Consider the following 16,226-nt stretch of genomic DNA (forward strand, 5'->3'; position numbering starts at 1 on the left):
GTTTACCTTAAAATAATTTATTGTGTTTTAAAAAACCAATAATATAAACGATTTCTAATTCCGATTCAATTCTAATAATTGCAGTGTAACCTTTAAAAACATAATCTCTATACTTTTCCTCATCAAAATAAATGGATTTTTTAAAGTAAAAAGGGTTTACCAAATCTTTTTTAATATTCTTAAGCAAATCTTTTTTAAATTTTCTCGCAGCAATTGGTTTATCTTTAGCTATATATTTTATTTGTTCTTTTAGTTGCAACATAAAGTCCTCAGTAAAGCTAACTTTCATATTTAGAAATAGTTTTTTCTAAGATTTCATCTAATTCCTCAAACGTGTAAAGCTTTGCTGTACCATTATCAATTTTAGCCGCTGCAGCCTCTAATTTTCTTTTATTTTTAATAAAATTAGGATCAACAAAATTACTCTCCTCAACTATTTTCAATTCATCAGAAGAAAATGAACTTAATAATTTCAATATCTTCTCCTTAATTTCTGGCTGAAATTCTAATCTTATTGCTTCCATAATACTTTATTTTACAATACAAATATAAAGCTTTTTGAATTGATGTTTTTACAATTTAACTTACTTCAAAAAGTCCATTAATTTAATCTCTTAATTATTTAACCCAAAAGGTCCGCCTTGAGCGAACTCAAAACGGACCCGAACCTAAATATTTAAAAACTAAAACTTTATTCTATCTATTAAATAATCTGCTGAAAAAACCTTTGTGCTCTTCAGTATCTTGTTCTTCTTCATAATGAGCAAATTTTGCCTGTGCTTTTTCGTGCTCAAAAATTAACTCTTTAATATATTCTACATAAGTTCTCTTTTTTTCTTCTAAGAAACCTATTAGGTATTTTTCACTAAATTCTACTCCGCTTGCTGCTTCAATTTGAAGCAGTTTTTTATATAATGGTTCAATATGCATTGTAACAACCTCTTGAGGAACGGCTTGTCTTCTTCCAAAGTAGTTCACAATAACTCCATTTTCGTCTCTGGCAATATCAAAGTCAGTTATAACCCAATAGTATCTTCCTGATTTTGCTAAGTTTTTTACAATTGCATGAAAGTTTTTTCCGTTTTTAAGATTTTCCCACAGGACTTTAAAAATAACTTTTGGCATATCTGGATGACGAATAATGTTGTGCGGCTGTCCCATTAACTCGTAATCTTCGTAACCACAAACGTCAACAAAAACTTCATTGGCATATTCAATAATACCAAAAGCGTTTGTTTTGCTCATAATTACCTGTGTTTTATCCCAAGTAACTTCTTTATCAATAACTGTAACTGGTGTTCGAAGTTGATTTTCTTGATTCATGTCTCGTAAATTTAATATGTTTTTGGATTGGATTTTTTAATTCTGGTTTGTAAGAATTAATTACACAAAAGTAGAGAGAAGAAAAAGTGCAAAATCTGACTTTTGTCATATTTTGATATAAAAAAAACTTTTAGTGGATGTTTTTTAAATTTATTTCACTTAAAGAGCATTGAAAAAATTTATCAAATTAAAAACAAAATGTTACACCTGTAACATTTTCAATCTCGTTTACTTTTTTGCTTTTCTTTAAATACTTTATCTTTGCCAAAAATTTAAACTATGAATTCTTTACAGACTATAATTGAACAAGCTTGGGAAAACAGAGCTTTATTACAAGAAACAGCTACAACTGATGCTATTAGAGAAGTTATCGAATTGGTTGATGCAGGAAAATTACGTGTTGCTGAACCAGTTGGTGATAAATGGCAGGTAAACGAATGGGTTAAGAAAGCGGTTGTAATGTATTTCCCAATTCAAAAAATGGAAACATGGGAATCTGGTATTTTTGAATACCACGATAAAATGCTTCTTAAAAGAAATTATGCTGAGAAAGGAATTCGTGTAGTACCAAATGCTGTTGCACGTTATGGAGCTTATATTTCCAGCGGTGTTATTTTAATGCCTAGTTATGTAAACATTGGTGCTTATGTTGATGAGGGAACTATGGTTGACACATGGGCAACTGTTGGAAGCTGTGCACAAATTGGTAAAAACGTACACTTAAGCGGTGGTGTTGGAATTGGCGGTGTTTTAGAGCCATTACAAGCTGCTCCGGTAATTATTGAAGATGGTGCTTTTATTGGTTCTCGTTGTATTGTTGTAGAAGGTGTTCACGTTGGTAAAGAAGCTGTTCTTGGTGCTAACGTTTGTTTAACTGCTTCAACAAAAATTATTGACGTTACGGGTGACGAACCAGTTGAAATGAAAGGTTTTGTTCCTGCACGTTCTGTTGTAATTCCAGGAAGTTACACTAAGAAATTTGCTGCTGGTGAATTCCAAGTTCCATGCGCTTTAATCATTGGAACTCGTAAACCGTCTACAGATTTAAAAACTTCATTAAATAATGCACTTCGCGAATACGATGTTGCAGTATAGATTTTAAAAATCAATAAAAAATCCAAATTTCAATTGAAATTTGGATTTTTTATTATTTATTACTTTTCTGAAGTTTCAAAAGCTTCGCATATTTCATGTAAGAGAAAAAAGCCTGAATCATTGAAAAAGTTATACCATCCAATCCGTTTAAAAAACCTTTTTTAAAGAAATAACATCTTATAAAAGAAACTGTTCCATTTAATACAGGTTTAAAAGCATTGACTCTTTTTCCCTGATCATAAAGTTGCTGCGCATGCCAGGTTGTATATAAATTTTTCTTATTGAGAAATTGATCGAAATTTTCCCATGCATAATGATTTATATGGACCTTTAAATGAGATTTGCTGCTTCCGCAAACTTTTTGATGTACTCTGTCTTTTGACGGTGAAGCAGTACTTTTATTAAAAAAACGAGCTGTTTTATCCGGATACCACCCTGCAAAATCTATTTTTTTACCTCCTAAATAATTGTATAATCTAAAAGTGTAAACATCAAAATCTTGATTTTCATATTTTCCAGATAATATAAATTTTTCGGCATCTTCGGCTAAAATCTCATCTGCATCCAGATTTAAAATCCAGTCATTTTTACAATATTGAAGTCCATGAATTCGCTGCGGTCCGTCGCCTAAAAATTTTTGCGGGATAACTTTAGCTCCTTTTTCTTCTGCAATTTTTACTGTATTATCAACACTTAATGAATCTATTACGATTACTTCATCACAAATTCTAAAAAGTGCATCTATACATTTACCTATATTTTTCTCCTCATTATAGGTTATTACCAATCCGCTGATTTTCATGTATTATTTAAAATAATTTAAGTTTTCCAATCTTTAATTTTAACCTAAATCTAAACAGACTGTCCTCTCCTTTTATGTCAATTCTTTTTACTAAATAATTATTTTTAAAAGGAAATTTATTAACCCTGTTTCCAATTCTCAAACCATATTTTATGCCATTATCGCGCATAATTTTTTCAAAAACAGCAAATTGAGCCTCTTTTTTAGCATAATTACCAAAAGGATAAGCTAAAACTGGTTTTATATCTAATTGATTCTTTTTTATAAAATCATTTGACTTAATGAAATCAGCTTCTAATTCTTCTTTTGATAATGAGCTGTATCTTTTATGTTCAAAAGAATGATACCCTAATTCAATAAGATTAGTGTTTAATTCTTTTAATTGATCAACACTCATTATTTTTTCTTTTCCTTCAATCCAATAATCAAAATTACCAACGAAAGAAAATGGTATAAAAAAAGAAGCTTTTAATTGGTATTTTTCAAGCAAAGGCACCGCATACAAAAGCTGGCATTCTGTAACATCATCAAAAGTGATGATAATGCTTTTTGAAGGCAGCTCATTTAAATTCTCTAAATCCTTAAAATGAAATGTTGTATAATTATTATCATGCAGAAACTTTAATTGAGATTCCAGCTTAGAAATAGAAATACTTAAATTCAAAGATTTAGCTTCATCCACAACAACATTGTGGTACATTAAAATGGGTAACTTTGACATGTACTTTTTTGTGCAAATCTATATATTTATAGAATTGATTAACAAAAAAAAGAAAAAATTAAACAAAAAATAATATTTCACATATTTCTAGCCTATTATTGTAAGAATTACGAATCATTTTCTTAATTCACTTAGAAAAGTATAATAAGGCAATACATAAGAATATAAATACAATTAATACAACCAAAAGACTTTTGTTGCGTATAAGATGTTTTTTAATAGATTACTCAGCAGGTTTAGAGTACTATTATTTTAAAAAAAAGCTGAAATTTTATTTCAGCTTTTTTTGAAGTTTTAAAAGTTTAGCATATTTCATATAAGAGAAAAAGCTCTGGATCATTGCAATTGACAATCCGTCGATGCCATTAAAGACTCCTTTTTTGAAAAAGTAACAGCGTATAAAAGATACTGCACCATGAATTACAGGTTTTAAAGCATTAATTCTTCTCCCCTGATCAAATAACTGCTGTGCATGCCAGCCAGAATATTGATTTTTTTTAGAAATAATCTGATCTAAAGAATCCCAGCCATAGTGCAAAATATGCACGGCAACTTTTTTTTCATTTTGGGTAATTATTTTTTGATGCACTTTAGAATCTGAGGGATGAGCCGTTTTCTTATTGAAAAAACGAACTTTATGATCTGGATACCAGCCTGAAAAATCAATCAGTTTATCTGCTAAAAAGTTTTTCACTCTAAAACTAAAAGCATCATAATTACCTTGCAGATATTTTTCATTAAGGATAAACTGCTCTGCATCTTTATCCAAAAACTCATCGGCATCAAGATTTAAAATCCAATCATTTTTGCAATAAGGCAAACCATGTGTTCGTTGTGGGCCATCTCCTAAAAAAGCCTGCTCAATAACTATTGCACCCTTTTCTTTTGCGATTTCAACTGTACGATCCTTGCTGAAAGAATCTACAATAATAACTTCATTGCATACTTTCAATAAAGCATCAATACATTTTCCAATGTTCTTTTCTTCGTTGAACGTAATGACGAGGCCGCTAATTTTCATTCTAAATTTTAATTTGATTTTTACAAAAATAACACATTTTATTTTAATTCATTTTTAATACCTGGAATGGTTGCACACTTCATAAAATAGTTTGTAATTTAGCCTTCAAATTGAACTGAAAAAAATGAGGATATTAGTTATTCAACAAAAAAGGATTGGAGACGTACTAACGAGTACAATAATTTGTAACAACTTAAAGGCTAAGTTTCCAGATTCGGTAATCGACTATATGTGTTATCCAAATTCTATAGATGTACTAAAAGAAAATCCAAACATTGACAACATTATTCCGTTGTCAAACGAAGTTAGAAAATCTATTCCTTCTCTTTTTAAATTCATTTTTCAAATTCGCAGAAAAAAATATGATGCGGTAATTGATGTGTATTCAAAATTAGAAACTAACCTGATTACCTTATTTTCTGGAGCAAAATATAAAGTTTCGTACCATAAATGGTATACTAAAATATTCTACAATTATACATACGAACGTTTTGATGCCGTAGAATCTGAGCATGGTTTAGCAATTGAAAACCGATTATTACTTCTAAAACCCTTTATTTCAGAAAAAATTACAAATGTTAAACCTAAAATATTTTTAAAAGACTCTGAGATTAACGAAGCTAAACAACTTTTAAAAAGTTACAACATAGACAGTGAAAAACCGCTTATTATGTTTGGTATTTTAGGAAGCGAAGTTTACAAAACCTATCCTCTTGAAGGAATGGCAAAAATTATAGATTTTACAGTAGCTAAAACTAATGCAACTATAATTTTTAATTACGTTCCATATCAAAAAGATCTGGCTTTAGAGGTATATAATTATTGTAGTGAAGAGACAAAAAAACATATTGTTTTCGATTTGTACTGTACAGAACTTCGTCCGTTTTTAGCTTTACTTTCACAATGTGAAATGTTAATTGGAAACGAAGGCGGTGCCGTAAATATGGCCAAAGCGCTTGAAATTCCAACTTTTTCAATCTTTACACCTTCTGTTAGAAAAGAAACATGGCAGATATTCGAAAATGAAGCAAAAAACTTCTCCATTCACTTAAAAGACTTAAAACCAGAAATATACAAACAGCATACTGAGCAATATATTAAAGAACATACTTTTGAATATTATGCTGAGTATCCTCTGTCTTTAATATTGGAAAAATTAGAAGCTTATTTTCGAGAGTACAAAAATTGAGAAAAGTATAAGCATCGGATGAATACTACTGAAAAACAAAAGCTGTCGGTTTTAATTATTACTTTTAATGAAGAGCGATACATAAAATCCCTGCTCGAAGATGTTGATTTTGCTGATGAAATCATTGTTGTTGATTCTTATAGTACCGATTCTACAATTAAAATAATACAATCTTTTCCAAATGTTACTTTAATTGAAAAGAAATTTGTTGACTATACTTCTCAAAGAAATTTTGCAATAGATCAGGCAAAAAATGATTGGATATTGTTTATTGATGCTGATGAACGTTTAACTCCAGAACTGAAAACTGAAATTATTTCGACAATACACAATAAAGATGCTGTAAGTGCTTATCTGGTTTACAGAATTTTTATGTTTAAAAACAGTAAATTACGTTTTAGCGGCTGGCAGACTGATAAGATTTTCAGGCTTTTTAATAAAACTTACTGCAGGTACACCGAAGACAGAATGGTACATGAAAAGCTTATCGTAAACGGAAAAATAGGTATCTTAAAAAATAAAATCATTCACTTTTCTTATACTTCATATCAGGAATATAAACTGAAAATGTATAAGTATGGTATTTTAAAGGCGAATGAAAAAGTAAAAAAAGGACAAAAACCAGTTCGAATATTACTGATTTTTCATCCTCTTTATACATTTTTATATCAATATTTAATAAGACTTGGTTTTTTAGACGGCATAAATGGAATTATAATATGCTACCTAAATGCTTACAGCATTTATGTCCGTTATAAAGAGTTTTTCCGTCTTACTTCTTCCAAAATTTAAGCTTCTTTTTTAGGCGTTTCTTTCTGTAAAACTGCTCCTGAAAATCGGCTGTATATTTCCACAAAGTTTCAAAAATCTTTTCCTCAGATTCTTTTTTATACAATTTTGCATATTCATTACTCATAACTGCAACCATTTCTTTTAAAGGAGTTAAACGGCATAAGTTTTTCATTCGCATTTCAAAAGTCATCGATTCATGAAATTCCATTCTGTTTAAATCAACAAGAAAAAAATCATAAGTACCTTCGTTATTCTTTTTAATTAGGGTATTTCCTGGAGAATGGTCTAAAAATTCAATTCCTTTTTCGTGTAGTCCAAAACTAAATCTGGTAAACTGTCTTAATATATTTTCATTATCTGGATAATTTGGAATTTCTACCAGTTCTCTATATGTCAAATCAGCATTTAAATGCTCACTTACATAATAACTGTCTTTTAATCCCAGAATATTAAAATTTTCAAGAAATGCAATTGGTTCGGGCGTTCCAATTCCTTTTTCTAATAAAATAGTTGCATATTCAAATGATCGTCTTGCTTTTGATTTTCTAAAATATCGATAAGCAATTTTGTTAATTAAATTCGGAATTTTAAATGACTTTATATTGATTTTTTTTTCGTTAAAATCAAATAATTTTATCTTATTACGATCTCCATTTCCAAAAAGTTCACCCGTAGAACTGAACATTTTGATTATATTAAGTATCGACTCAGTGCTATTTTCGAAAATTGGATTTACTTTAAAATTCATCAGCTTTTTTTTATAAACAACAAAAATACGTATACGATCTAAGACTTCAAATTATTATTGTATTTTCGTAAAAAAAAGAAAAAAAATGCCACCTAAGATTTTTCTGGAAACACATAATATAAGCAATCGGGCAGCTGGCTTAGGAACTTTCAATTATGAACTGGTAAAAGGTTTATCTGCTTTGGATTTTAAAGATTATGAACTAATTTTAAACACTCCTGAGCCTGATATTTTAAAAGAGGAATTCAAAGCTAAATTTAAATATCACAAATACAATAGTTTATCAAGACATCCGTTATTTAGAGTTCGGAAAAAACACGATTTATGGCACTCTGTAAATCAAAATACTAAAGTCGAACCTTTTTCTTGTAATAAATATCTATTAACTATTCATGATGTTCATTTTATTGAAGAAGTTTCTCCAGATCCAAATCATAGACTAAATAGATTATTTAGGGCTAAACTTGAAAAATCAACTGCGATAACTTATATCTCAGAGTTTGCAAAGTCTGAGACTCACAAAAATTTTAATGTGCCAGATGTTCCTGAATATGTAATTCATAATGGAAATCCGATTTCTACAGTATTAGATACATCTAAATACATTACAAATATTCCCGTTGACAGGCCTTTTTTCTATGCTATTGGAGATTTTCTTGAAAGAAAAAATTATCAGTCGATTGTCAATATGATGAGACATGTAAAAGACTTCAATTTAATTATTTCCGGGAACAATGATAAAAAATACGGTGACAAAATAAAGCAGTTAATTGCTGATAACGGATTAACGAAGCGAGTTTTTTTGACTGGAAAAGTAAGCGAAGAAGGCAAACAGTTTTTTATGAAAAATTGTACTGCTTTTCTTTTCCCTTCAATTAGAGAAGGTTTTGGGCTTCCGCCAATTGAAGCAATGAGTTTTGGAAAACCTACTTTTTTATCAAATAAAACATCTTTGCCTGAAATTGGAGGTGAAGCATCAATTTATTGGGATAATTTTGATCCTGAATACATGACGAATGTTTTAATTGAAGGGTTGCATGATTATGAAACCAATAAAACTGAAAGAGAAGCAATCATAAAAAAACGAGCAGCCGACTTTGATTGGAAAAGAACAGCTGCCGATTATTTTGATGTTTATACAAAAATTTTATCCTAAATTACTAAACAATATTTCTCTCTATTTTATGTTTAAAAAATAAAATAATAATATTTATTTATCACTAACTTAAATTTAAATTAAATCGTTAAAATTTTCTTAATTTTACCCTAACAGAATTAACATACATTATGCGTATTACCCTTGTAAGTCTTGATAATTGGGGATTCAATAACTATATAGCTACTGCTTTAAAAGAAAGCGGACATAATGTGCAACACTTAAATTTTGACGAGTACGAATATAAATATCAGAATTCCCTTTATAGAATTTATAATTTTTTTCTAAAAACCTTTTTTAAAAGAAATTTGAAAACAATCCACTATGGAAAAAAAATAATTGAAAATATAAATAAACTAAACGAAATTCAAGATGTCATACTTGTTATTAAAGGTGATTTTATTGACCCTAAAAGTATTGTTGAATTAAAAAAATATAGTAAAAAAACGATTGCTTATTTTAACGACAACACACAAAGATGTCCTAAGATAACAAGAGTACTTCCATTTTTTGATGAAGTATATTCATTTGAAAAAGAAGACTGTCAAAAATATAATTTAAAATTTGCTACAAACTGGATTTATAATTCTCCTTCTACAGATCCAAACAAAAATTACAAATACAAAGTTTTTAACATTATTTCAAAAGACAAGAGACTTAAAACACTCTCTAAAATTGCTAATAATCTTCAAGCAAAAAATATTAGCCATAAAATAATTGTTCATAATAAAAAACATATAGAAAAAAACTCTTCTATTGAATTTATTACAGAATATGTTTCCTTATCAGAAATTAATGAATATATAAACAATTCGCAGGTATTATTAGATATTAACCGAAAAGGACAAACCGGCTTAACATTCAGGGTCTTTGAAAGCATTGGATTACATAAAAAATTAATCACAACTAATAAAGATATTATAAATTATGATTTTTACAATCCAAATAATATTCTAGTAATAGACGAAAAAAATCCAGAAATACCTGTTACTTTTTTCGACAAAGAATACGAAAAAATACCTGAAGAAATTTTCAAAAAATACACCATTCAAGGCTGGATAGAACACGTAGTTTTTAACAGCCAAAAAATTAATTAATAAAAATGTCTAAAAACATATACATTATCTGTCCGCCAAAAAAAGCAACCGGAGGACCAGAAGCTTTACATCAATTGGGTTACATCTTAAATACTCTTGGATATAATGCTAAAATGCTATATTCAAAATATAAAAAAGATCCTGTTCATCCATTTTACAAAAATTACAATGTACCTTATGTAATGAATGTAAAGGACAGCTCTGAAAACATTATTATAATTCCAGAATCAATGACTAATTTAATTGCTAAATATCCTTTGGCAGAAAAAAAAGTATGGTGGCTGAGTCTTGATTTTTATGAAGTTTTAATGAACAGCCGTGAAAAGAAAAAAAACTGGCTGAGAAAATTAATTGTTCCTTACAAACACACTGAATATCGTTTTGAACCTAATAAGACCGTTACACATTGGTATCAGTCACAACGAACTAAAGAGTTCTTAATGACTAAAAAGCTGGATAACGAAATAGCCTATTTATGCGATTATGTAACAGAATTATTTTTTGAAAATCTTCCGGATTCATTTACGAAAGAAAACATAATAACATACAACCCTAAAAAAGGACTTGAGAAAATTGAAAAATACATGCAGCTTCTTCCTCAATATCAATGGGTTCCATTAACAGGAATGACAAGAGAAGAAATGCGTGACACTTTAAGAAGAGCTAAACTTCATATTGATTTTGGTTATTTTCCAGGAAGGGATAAAATTCCAAGAGAAGCTTTAGTTTCTGGAGTTTGTCTTTTAACAGGACGTGATGGAACTTCTGCTTTTAAAGAGGATCTTGGAATTCCTGAACAATATAAACTACATGAAAATGAAATGGAAGATGATAAAATAATAAAACTTATTAATCATCTTATGGATAATTATGAAACTGTTTCACTTGAATTTGCTGATTTCAGATCATTTGTCGTGAATGAAAAAAACAATATGATCGAAAATGTGAAGAAGCTTTTTTCTTAGAAACAAATCCAGCAGCAATCAAATTACCCGCAAAATTCATTTTAAAGCATTAAAAAGATATTTATGAAAATCTGTTTAATTAGTTTCGATTCAACTTATTTTGATCACAATATTATTCTTGAATTAAAAAGAAAAAATATTGATGCTCATCATATTGACGCTTCAAAATTCAGATATAAATACAAATCAGTTTTTGAAAAAATAAGCAATTCAATAAAAAAAAATCTTTTTAATGCTAATATAAAACAAGAAGCCTTAGAACATTATGTACTAACTGAGGTTAAAAAATTAGGACATCAGGACATTATCATGTTTATTCGTCCAGACAGAGTGAGTAAAAAAACGCATTTAGAAATAAAAAAGCAAAGCAATAAATACATCACATACATCTACGACAGTTGTCGACGTTTTCCAATTGACCATCTGCTGGATGGAATATTTGATGAAATTTATTCTTTCGATTTAATTGATGTAAAAAAATACAATTTCAACTTTATTTCAAATTATATCTATCTTGATAAAAGACATTTAGATTCAAAAATAAATGAGAATGTTTTTATCGTAATATCAATTGACGAGCGCTTTGATTTTCTAAATAAACTTGCAGAGTATTTTACAAATCATGCTGTCAAATTTAAATTTATAGCAGTTGGTAAAAAAACTCCTAACAATATGAATAAAAATATTATTCATTTAGAAAAAACACTTTTACCACACGATATACAAGAAGATTTAGAAAACTCAAAAATATTTTTGGATCTAATAAGACATGGCCATAACGGATTAAGTTTCAGAATATTTGAAGCTTTAGCTATGCAGAGAAAAATAATAACAACAAATCAGTCTATAAGCCAATATGACTTTTATAATCCAAATAATATTTTGATTCTTCATGAAAACGAACCTATAAACATAAATCCTGATTTCTTCAATACGCCTTATGAACCATTGAGTGATGAAACATATAATAAATATACTATCGAAAATTGGGTAAAAACAGTTTTTAAAATATAGGATTTACTTAACCAAACTCAGTATTTTTTGTTCAATTGCAGAAGTTGAAAAAGGTTCTATTACATTTTTTGAGTTCAAACTTACCTTTTCCCACACTTCTCTATTTTGATAAAGAAGTATAATATTATCAACTATTTCCTGAGTTGAATTACCAACCATAACATCCTTACATTCTCCAAAATCAAATCCTTCTGCACCAACATCTGTTGTAACTAACGGAAGACCAAACTCCAGACTCTGCCCTATTTTACCTTTAATTCCTGCACCGTATCGAAGAGGTGCTGCAAAAATTTTAGACTCTAAAAAATAAGGGGAAACATTTTCAGCATAACCTAAAACTTTAAAATTTTCAGAATTCAAACTAACAATAGATTCCGGCGGATTACTGCCAATTATAGAAATAGAAATTTCTGGGTATGATTTCCATAATAAAGGCATAATTTCTTCTGCCAGATAATTTACAGCGTCAACATTTGGTTTATGATCAAAGCCGCCAATAAATAATAAACCTTTTCGTTTCTCAAAAGGAACCGAATTTTCATTTTCAATAAATTGATGAATATTGCTAATGCTTATTATTTTAGAATCTTCTTTATAATGTTCCTGAAGAGTTTGTTTTTCAACATCTGAAATTACAATAACTTTATCTGCTTTTTTACAATTTTCTATTTCCAATTGCAAATACTCATTAGCAGTTTTCATGATTTCAGAATTACCCAAAAGTTCTGACTCTCTTTTAAATCTCAAATAATGAAAGTCTACCATATCAAAAAACACCTTTACATTTGGTTTATACTTTTTGACAATTGGGTAATACTTTGCAAAAATTTCAGGTCTGTGCAGCCAGGCAAAATCTGCAAAAGGAAGAACCTGTTCTAAAAAATCATTTTTCATAATTAATTTCCCGGTTCCATCTACAGCCGGCTCGTAAACTACAGCTCCTAAATCCTTAAAGTACTGAACATAATCAGCTGTAAAACGATGCTCTCTAAAATCTGGCAACAAAAAAACCCCGATATTATTAGAAAGAAGCAGTTTTATAATTTCAGTTAATCGTCTCGATCCAGAATCTTTATCATATTCCGGAAGTTTAACATCAACTATAATAACATTTTTATTAAATTTTAAATTACTCGTAAAATCAATTTCTTTTTTTTGTTTTTGAAGTCTTCTTGCTAATGATTTTAACCTAAAGTATAATTTTATTGATTTGAACATTTTTACGATTTTATTAAACCCCAAAAATAGTTTATTTTTGGCATTTAAAAAGTCACTTCAAATAAGAAATGGCATTTAGTTTTTTACTCAATTAAAAACTAAAAACAGAATTTAATATCAATAAATCATGAATGAAGAAATAATCAACGCTTACGAAGTTATAAAAGAAGGCGGAATCATACTTTATCCAACTGATACCGTTTGGGGAATTGGCTGTGATGCGACGAATCCGGAAGCTGTTGCAAAAATATACAAGTTAAAACAGCGTGCCGAAACACAAAGCATGATCGTTTTAATGAATGGAGAAAAAATGATGTACAATGTTTTTAAGAATATTCCCGAAGTCGCATGGCAGATTTTAGATTTATCTGAAAAACCAACAACATTAATCCTGGACGATGCCAGAAATGTTGCTCACAATGTTATTTCGGCAGATAAATCACTTGGAGTTAGATTAGTAAAAGAGCCTTTTTGCTACAAACTAATGGAAAGAATGAAAAAACCTTTGGTTTCGACATCGGCAAATATTTCCGGACAGCCAACGCCAATGTCTTTTAAAGAGATAAGTCCAGAAATTATTAAGGGAGTCGATTATGTCGTAAAACTAAATCAGGATAAAGTTGCCGGAAAACCTTCGACAATTATAAAACTGACAAATGATTCTCAGGTAAAAATTATTCGAAAATAGAACTTAAATTAAAAAGCCGGATCAAAAACAAATTTGATTCAGCTTTTTATTATTAAAAAAATGCAAACTCAGAGTTGTGCATCTTTTTAAACATTTTTTAAACTCTCAATCAGCCAGTCGATATCTTCTTTTGTATTGTAATGGCTAAATGAAATTCTGAGATTTGGCAGTTTCAAATCCGCTTCTGAAAGCATTTCTTTTAAAACATGCGAAGGTTTTATACTTCCTGACTGACAGGCACTTCCTCTAGAAACAGCAATTCCCTTCATATCCAAACTAAACAAAAGCATAGAAGTTTTATCTGAAGAAAATGGCAGTGTAATATTTATAATATTATAAAAATCATCCTTTTTTCCGTTTATTCTAAAACCCGGAAATTCAATTTCTAATTGCTCTATTAGATATTTCTTTAAATCAGAAATATAATCTCTCTCCTGATCTAAATTTTCATAAGAAAGAGACAGCGCTTTAGCCATTCCGGCAATTTGATGCACTGCTTCTGTTCCCGCACGCAATCCTTTTTCCTGCTCACCTCCAAAAATTAAAGGCTGTAAACCAGTATTTTTTCGAATAAAAGCAAAACCAACACCTTTTGGTCCGTGAAATTTATGTGCGCTTGCTAAAATAAAATCTACAGGAGTTTTTTGAAGATCAATTTCAGTTTTCCCAACTGACTGAACTGTATCTGAATGAAATAAGGCATTATATTGCTTGCAAATAACACTTACTCTTTCTAAATCTAAAATAGTTCCTGTTTCATTGTTTATATGCATTAAACTAACGATTGTTTTCTTTTCGTCAGATAATAAATTAGACAGATGCGTTAAATCAATGCTTCCGTCTGTATTTACATTTACATAATCAACCTGAATATTATAATCAGACTGTAAAGCCAAAACAGTGTATAAAACGGCATGATGTTCAATTCTTGAAGTAATAATACGTTCTACCTTAAGATCTTCAACTGCCGATCTTAAAATCCAGTTATCGGCTTCAGTCCCGCCCGAAGTAAAAAGAATTTCCTGTGCAGAACAATTTAAATATTTAGCAATAGTTTTTCTTGAAAGTTCTAAAATGGTTTTTGCATTACGTCCAAAACTATGTGTAGATGATGGATTTCCAAAATCTTCGCTCATAATTTTAGTCATTTCCTGAACGACTTCAGGACGCATCGCAGTAGTTGAGGCGTTATCGAGATATACTTTTTTCATTAATGCAAAGTTATAAAATATCAATTGTCTAATCTTAAATATCATTTGCCAAATTTTTCACTATTTTTGGCACAAATAAAACTACAATGAAAAAATATGCAAGCCTTATATTTCTGGCGTTTTTGTTAAACGGCTGCGACGATGGTGATCTAACCGTAGACGAAATCAATTTTGATTCTGTAACTCCTGTAAGCTGTACTACATTTACAGAAAACTCGCTTAGTACTGATCCTACGATAATATATAAGTTAAAAACTCAGGAAGCGTTTGTTTTACAGCTGCCTCAAACCAATGGACTTGTAAATAACAATGGAACTGTAACGTATGACATTGATAACTCAACATACCGAGTTTTATACAGGGCTTATAACGGAGCGGTTGCAAAAGATAATATCTGCGGCACTATTCCGCCTAGTTCTCCAAATGTTACTGAAGAATGGGTTGGATCTTCTGGAAAAATAAAAATTGTTTCTTCTCAGGTTCCAACAACGACAGATGCAAATGATTCATTTCGAATCGAGGCATATAATCATGTTATTACATTTGAAAACATTACTTTTCAAAAACCATCTGGTCCTCAGGTTCAAGAAATATTTGAGTTTGGTACATTTAAAACTACTGTTACGCCTGCTGATTTAACATTTCAAAATACTGATACTGGAGAAGCTTTTAACTGTCCTGACAATAAAAAAATATATAATTACAATGCTTCATTTACTTTAACAGTAGAGAATTTAGATCCTGCTTTACTTACTAATGAAGCAACTGCTCCGAATCAACCAAGATCTCAAGCAATTACTGCAACAACCAATAAAGTTGTTTATCGAAATTTTGTAAACGGGTCTGGAAGTATTACTTCTACATATGATTTCTGCGCAGCTCAAATTCCAAGCTTACCATTACTAAATCAAACCTGGATTGGTGCTGATACAAGTGAAACAAAAAAAGCAACTATAGAAGTAACTACAGAAAAAATTGGAGACAAAACATTTATCCATACAGTTGTACTAAAAAATGTAAAACTAACAAAAGACAGCAGTTACTTTCAGTTAGGGAACACTTTTACTTTGGGTAAAATAACAGTAAACTTATAGTAAAAAACAAAAGGATTCACAGCTTTTATTTCTTACAAAAAAACGTCCGTTTTTCATTTGATTTTTAAATTAAATCAATACTGAAAAACGGA

The 16,226-nt window shown here is 29.5% G+C and carries 18 protein-coding genes; 9 read left to right on the forward strand and 9 right to left on the reverse strand.

Annotated features, from left to right (window positions below):
- Window positions 1-7 precede the first annotated feature (7 nt).
- From ACTJIW_RS05695 to ACTJIW_RS05705, 3 genes are all read right to left on the reverse strand, one after another.
- On the reverse strand, window positions 8-289 hold the full coding sequence (locus tag ACTJIW_RS05695) for a type II toxin-antitoxin system RelE/ParE family toxin (protein WP_044047716.1): 282 nt from the start codon (window positions 287-289) through the stop codon (window positions 8-10).
- On the reverse strand, window positions 279-524 hold the full coding sequence (locus ACTJIW_RS05700) for a hypothetical protein (RefSeq protein WP_121361685.1): 246 nt from the start codon (window positions 522-524) through the stop codon (window positions 279-281). The genes ACTJIW_RS05695 and ACTJIW_RS05700 overlap by 11 nt, the downstream gene beginning before the upstream one ends.
- Before the next feature lie 172 nt (window positions 525-696).
- Window positions 697-1,323, reverse strand: a complete 627-nt coding sequence (locus ACTJIW_RS05705; RefSeq protein WP_012024591.1) for a PAS domain-containing protein — start codon at window positions 1,321-1,323, stop codon at window positions 697-699.
- Between the two features lie 279 nt (window positions 1,324-1,602).
- On the opposite strand from ACTJIW_RS05705, the gene ACTJIW_RS05710 reads away from it, so the two are divergent.
- A complete protein-coding gene (locus ACTJIW_RS05710) occupies window positions 1,603-2,418 on the forward strand; it encodes a 2,3,4,5-tetrahydropyridine-2,6-dicarboxylate N-succinyltransferase (RefSeq protein ID WP_073409737.1) in 816 nt (271 codons plus the stop codon).
- Between the two features lie 52 nt (window positions 2,419-2,470).
- Here the strand turns inward: ACTJIW_RS05710 and ACTJIW_RS05715 are convergent, their stop codons facing one another.
- The 3 genes from ACTJIW_RS05715 to ACTJIW_RS05725 all read right to left on the reverse strand — a co-directional run bounded on the left by ACTJIW_RS05715 (window position 2,471) and on the right by ACTJIW_RS05725 (window position 4,962).
- On the reverse strand, window positions 2,471-3,220 hold the full coding sequence (locus ACTJIW_RS05715) for a glycosyltransferase family 2 protein (protein WP_073409736.1): 750 nt from the start codon (window positions 3,218-3,220) through the stop codon (window positions 2,471-2,473).
- Window positions 3,221-3,227: 7 nt separating this feature from the next.
- A complete protein-coding gene (locus ACTJIW_RS05720) occupies window positions 3,228-3,941 on the reverse strand; it encodes a polysaccharide deacetylase family protein (protein WP_073409735.1) in 714 nt (237 codons plus the stop codon).
- Window positions 3,942-4,212: 271 nt separating this feature from the next.
- Window positions 4,213-4,962, reverse strand: a complete 750-nt coding sequence (locus ACTJIW_RS05725; protein WP_433810176.1) for a glycosyltransferase family 2 protein — start codon at window positions 4,960-4,962, stop codon at window positions 4,213-4,215.
- Window positions 4,963-5,086: 124 nt separating this feature from the next.
- Here ACTJIW_RS05725 and ACTJIW_RS05730 point away from each other — a divergent pair, with 124 nt between their 5' ends.
- Together ACTJIW_RS05730 and ACTJIW_RS05735 are read left to right on the forward strand one after the other, a co-directional pair.
- On the forward strand, window positions 5,087-6,151 hold the full coding sequence (locus ACTJIW_RS05730; RefSeq protein WP_012024586.1) for a glycosyltransferase family 9 protein: 1,065 nt from the start codon (window positions 5,087-5,089) through the stop codon (window positions 6,149-6,151).
- A gap of 18 nt (window positions 6,152-6,169) precedes the next feature.
- Window positions 6,170-6,943, forward strand: coding sequence for a glycosyltransferase family 2 protein (locus ACTJIW_RS05735; RefSeq protein WP_440715012.1), 774 nt, complete (start codon window positions 6,170-6,172; stop codon window positions 6,941-6,943).
- On the opposite strand, the gene ACTJIW_RS05740 is transcribed toward ACTJIW_RS05735, so the two are convergent.
- Window positions 6,924-7,691 carry a Kdo domain containing protein gene (locus ACTJIW_RS05740; protein WP_440715011.1) on the reverse strand — a complete coding sequence of 256 codons (768 nt, stop codon included), beginning with the start codon at window positions 7,689-7,691 and terminating at the stop codon, window positions 6,924-6,926. The two genes, ACTJIW_RS05735 and ACTJIW_RS05740, sit on opposite strands and share 20 nt — an antisense overlap.
- 85 nt (window positions 7,692-7,776) lie before the next feature.
- On the opposite strand from ACTJIW_RS05740, the gene ACTJIW_RS05745 reads away from it, so the two are divergent.
- From ACTJIW_RS05745 to ACTJIW_RS05760, 4 genes are all read left to right on the forward strand, one after another.
- A complete protein-coding gene (locus ACTJIW_RS05745) occupies window positions 7,777-8,847 on the forward strand; it encodes a glycosyltransferase family 4 protein (RefSeq protein WP_440715010.1) in 1,071 nt (356 codons plus the stop codon).
- A gap of 131 nt (window positions 8,848-8,978) precedes the next feature.
- Window positions 8,979-9,944, forward strand: a complete 966-nt coding sequence (locus ACTJIW_RS05750) for a hypothetical protein (protein WP_440715009.1) — start codon at window positions 8,979-8,981, stop codon at window positions 9,942-9,944.
- Window positions 9,945-9,949: 5 nt separating this feature from the next.
- On the forward strand, window positions 9,950-10,909 hold the full coding sequence (locus ACTJIW_RS05755; protein WP_440715008.1) for a hypothetical protein: 960 nt from the start codon (window positions 9,950-9,952) through the stop codon (window positions 10,907-10,909).
- Window positions 10,910-10,972: 63 nt separating this feature from the next.
- Entirely contained in the window at window positions 10,973-11,923 is a 951-nt protein-coding gene (locus ACTJIW_RS05760; protein ID WP_440715007.1) for a hypothetical protein, read from the forward strand.
- A gap of 3 nt (window positions 11,924-11,926) precedes the next feature.
- On the opposite strand, the gene ACTJIW_RS05765 is transcribed toward ACTJIW_RS05760, so the two are convergent.
- Window positions 11,927-13,141 carry a glycosyltransferase gene (locus ACTJIW_RS05765; RefSeq protein ID WP_121361692.1) on the reverse strand — a complete coding sequence of 405 codons (1,215 nt, stop codon included), beginning with the start codon at window positions 13,139-13,141 and terminating at the stop codon, window positions 11,927-11,929.
- A 127-nt stretch (window positions 13,142-13,268) separates the two neighbouring features.
- Here ACTJIW_RS05765 and ACTJIW_RS05770 point away from each other — a divergent pair, with 127 nt between their 5' ends.
- A complete protein-coding gene (locus tag ACTJIW_RS05770) occupies window positions 13,269-13,829 on the forward strand; it encodes an L-threonylcarbamoyladenylate synthase (protein WP_440715006.1) in 561 nt (186 codons plus the stop codon).
- Window positions 13,830-13,915: 86 nt separating this feature from the next.
- Here ACTJIW_RS05770 and ACTJIW_RS05775 read toward each other — a convergent pair whose 3' ends face one another.
- Window positions 13,916-15,040, reverse strand: coding sequence for a cysteine desulfurase family protein (locus ACTJIW_RS05775; protein WP_440715005.1), 1,125 nt, complete (start codon window positions 15,038-15,040; stop codon window positions 13,916-13,918).
- A gap of 86 nt (window positions 15,041-15,126) precedes the next feature.
- Here ACTJIW_RS05775 and ACTJIW_RS05780 point away from each other — a divergent pair, with 86 nt between their 5' ends.
- A complete protein-coding gene (locus ACTJIW_RS05780) occupies window positions 15,127-16,134 on the forward strand; it encodes a hypothetical protein (RefSeq protein WP_433810157.1) in 1,008 nt (335 codons plus the stop codon).
- The last annotated feature ends 92 nt before the right edge of the window (window positions 16,135-16,226 follow it).

It is taken from the genome of Flavobacterium sp. 22659, from assembly GCF_052044235.1.
GTDB classification, from domain to species: domain Bacteria; phylum Bacteroidota; class Bacteroidia; order Flavobacteriales; family Flavobacteriaceae; genus Flavobacterium; species Flavobacterium johnsoniae.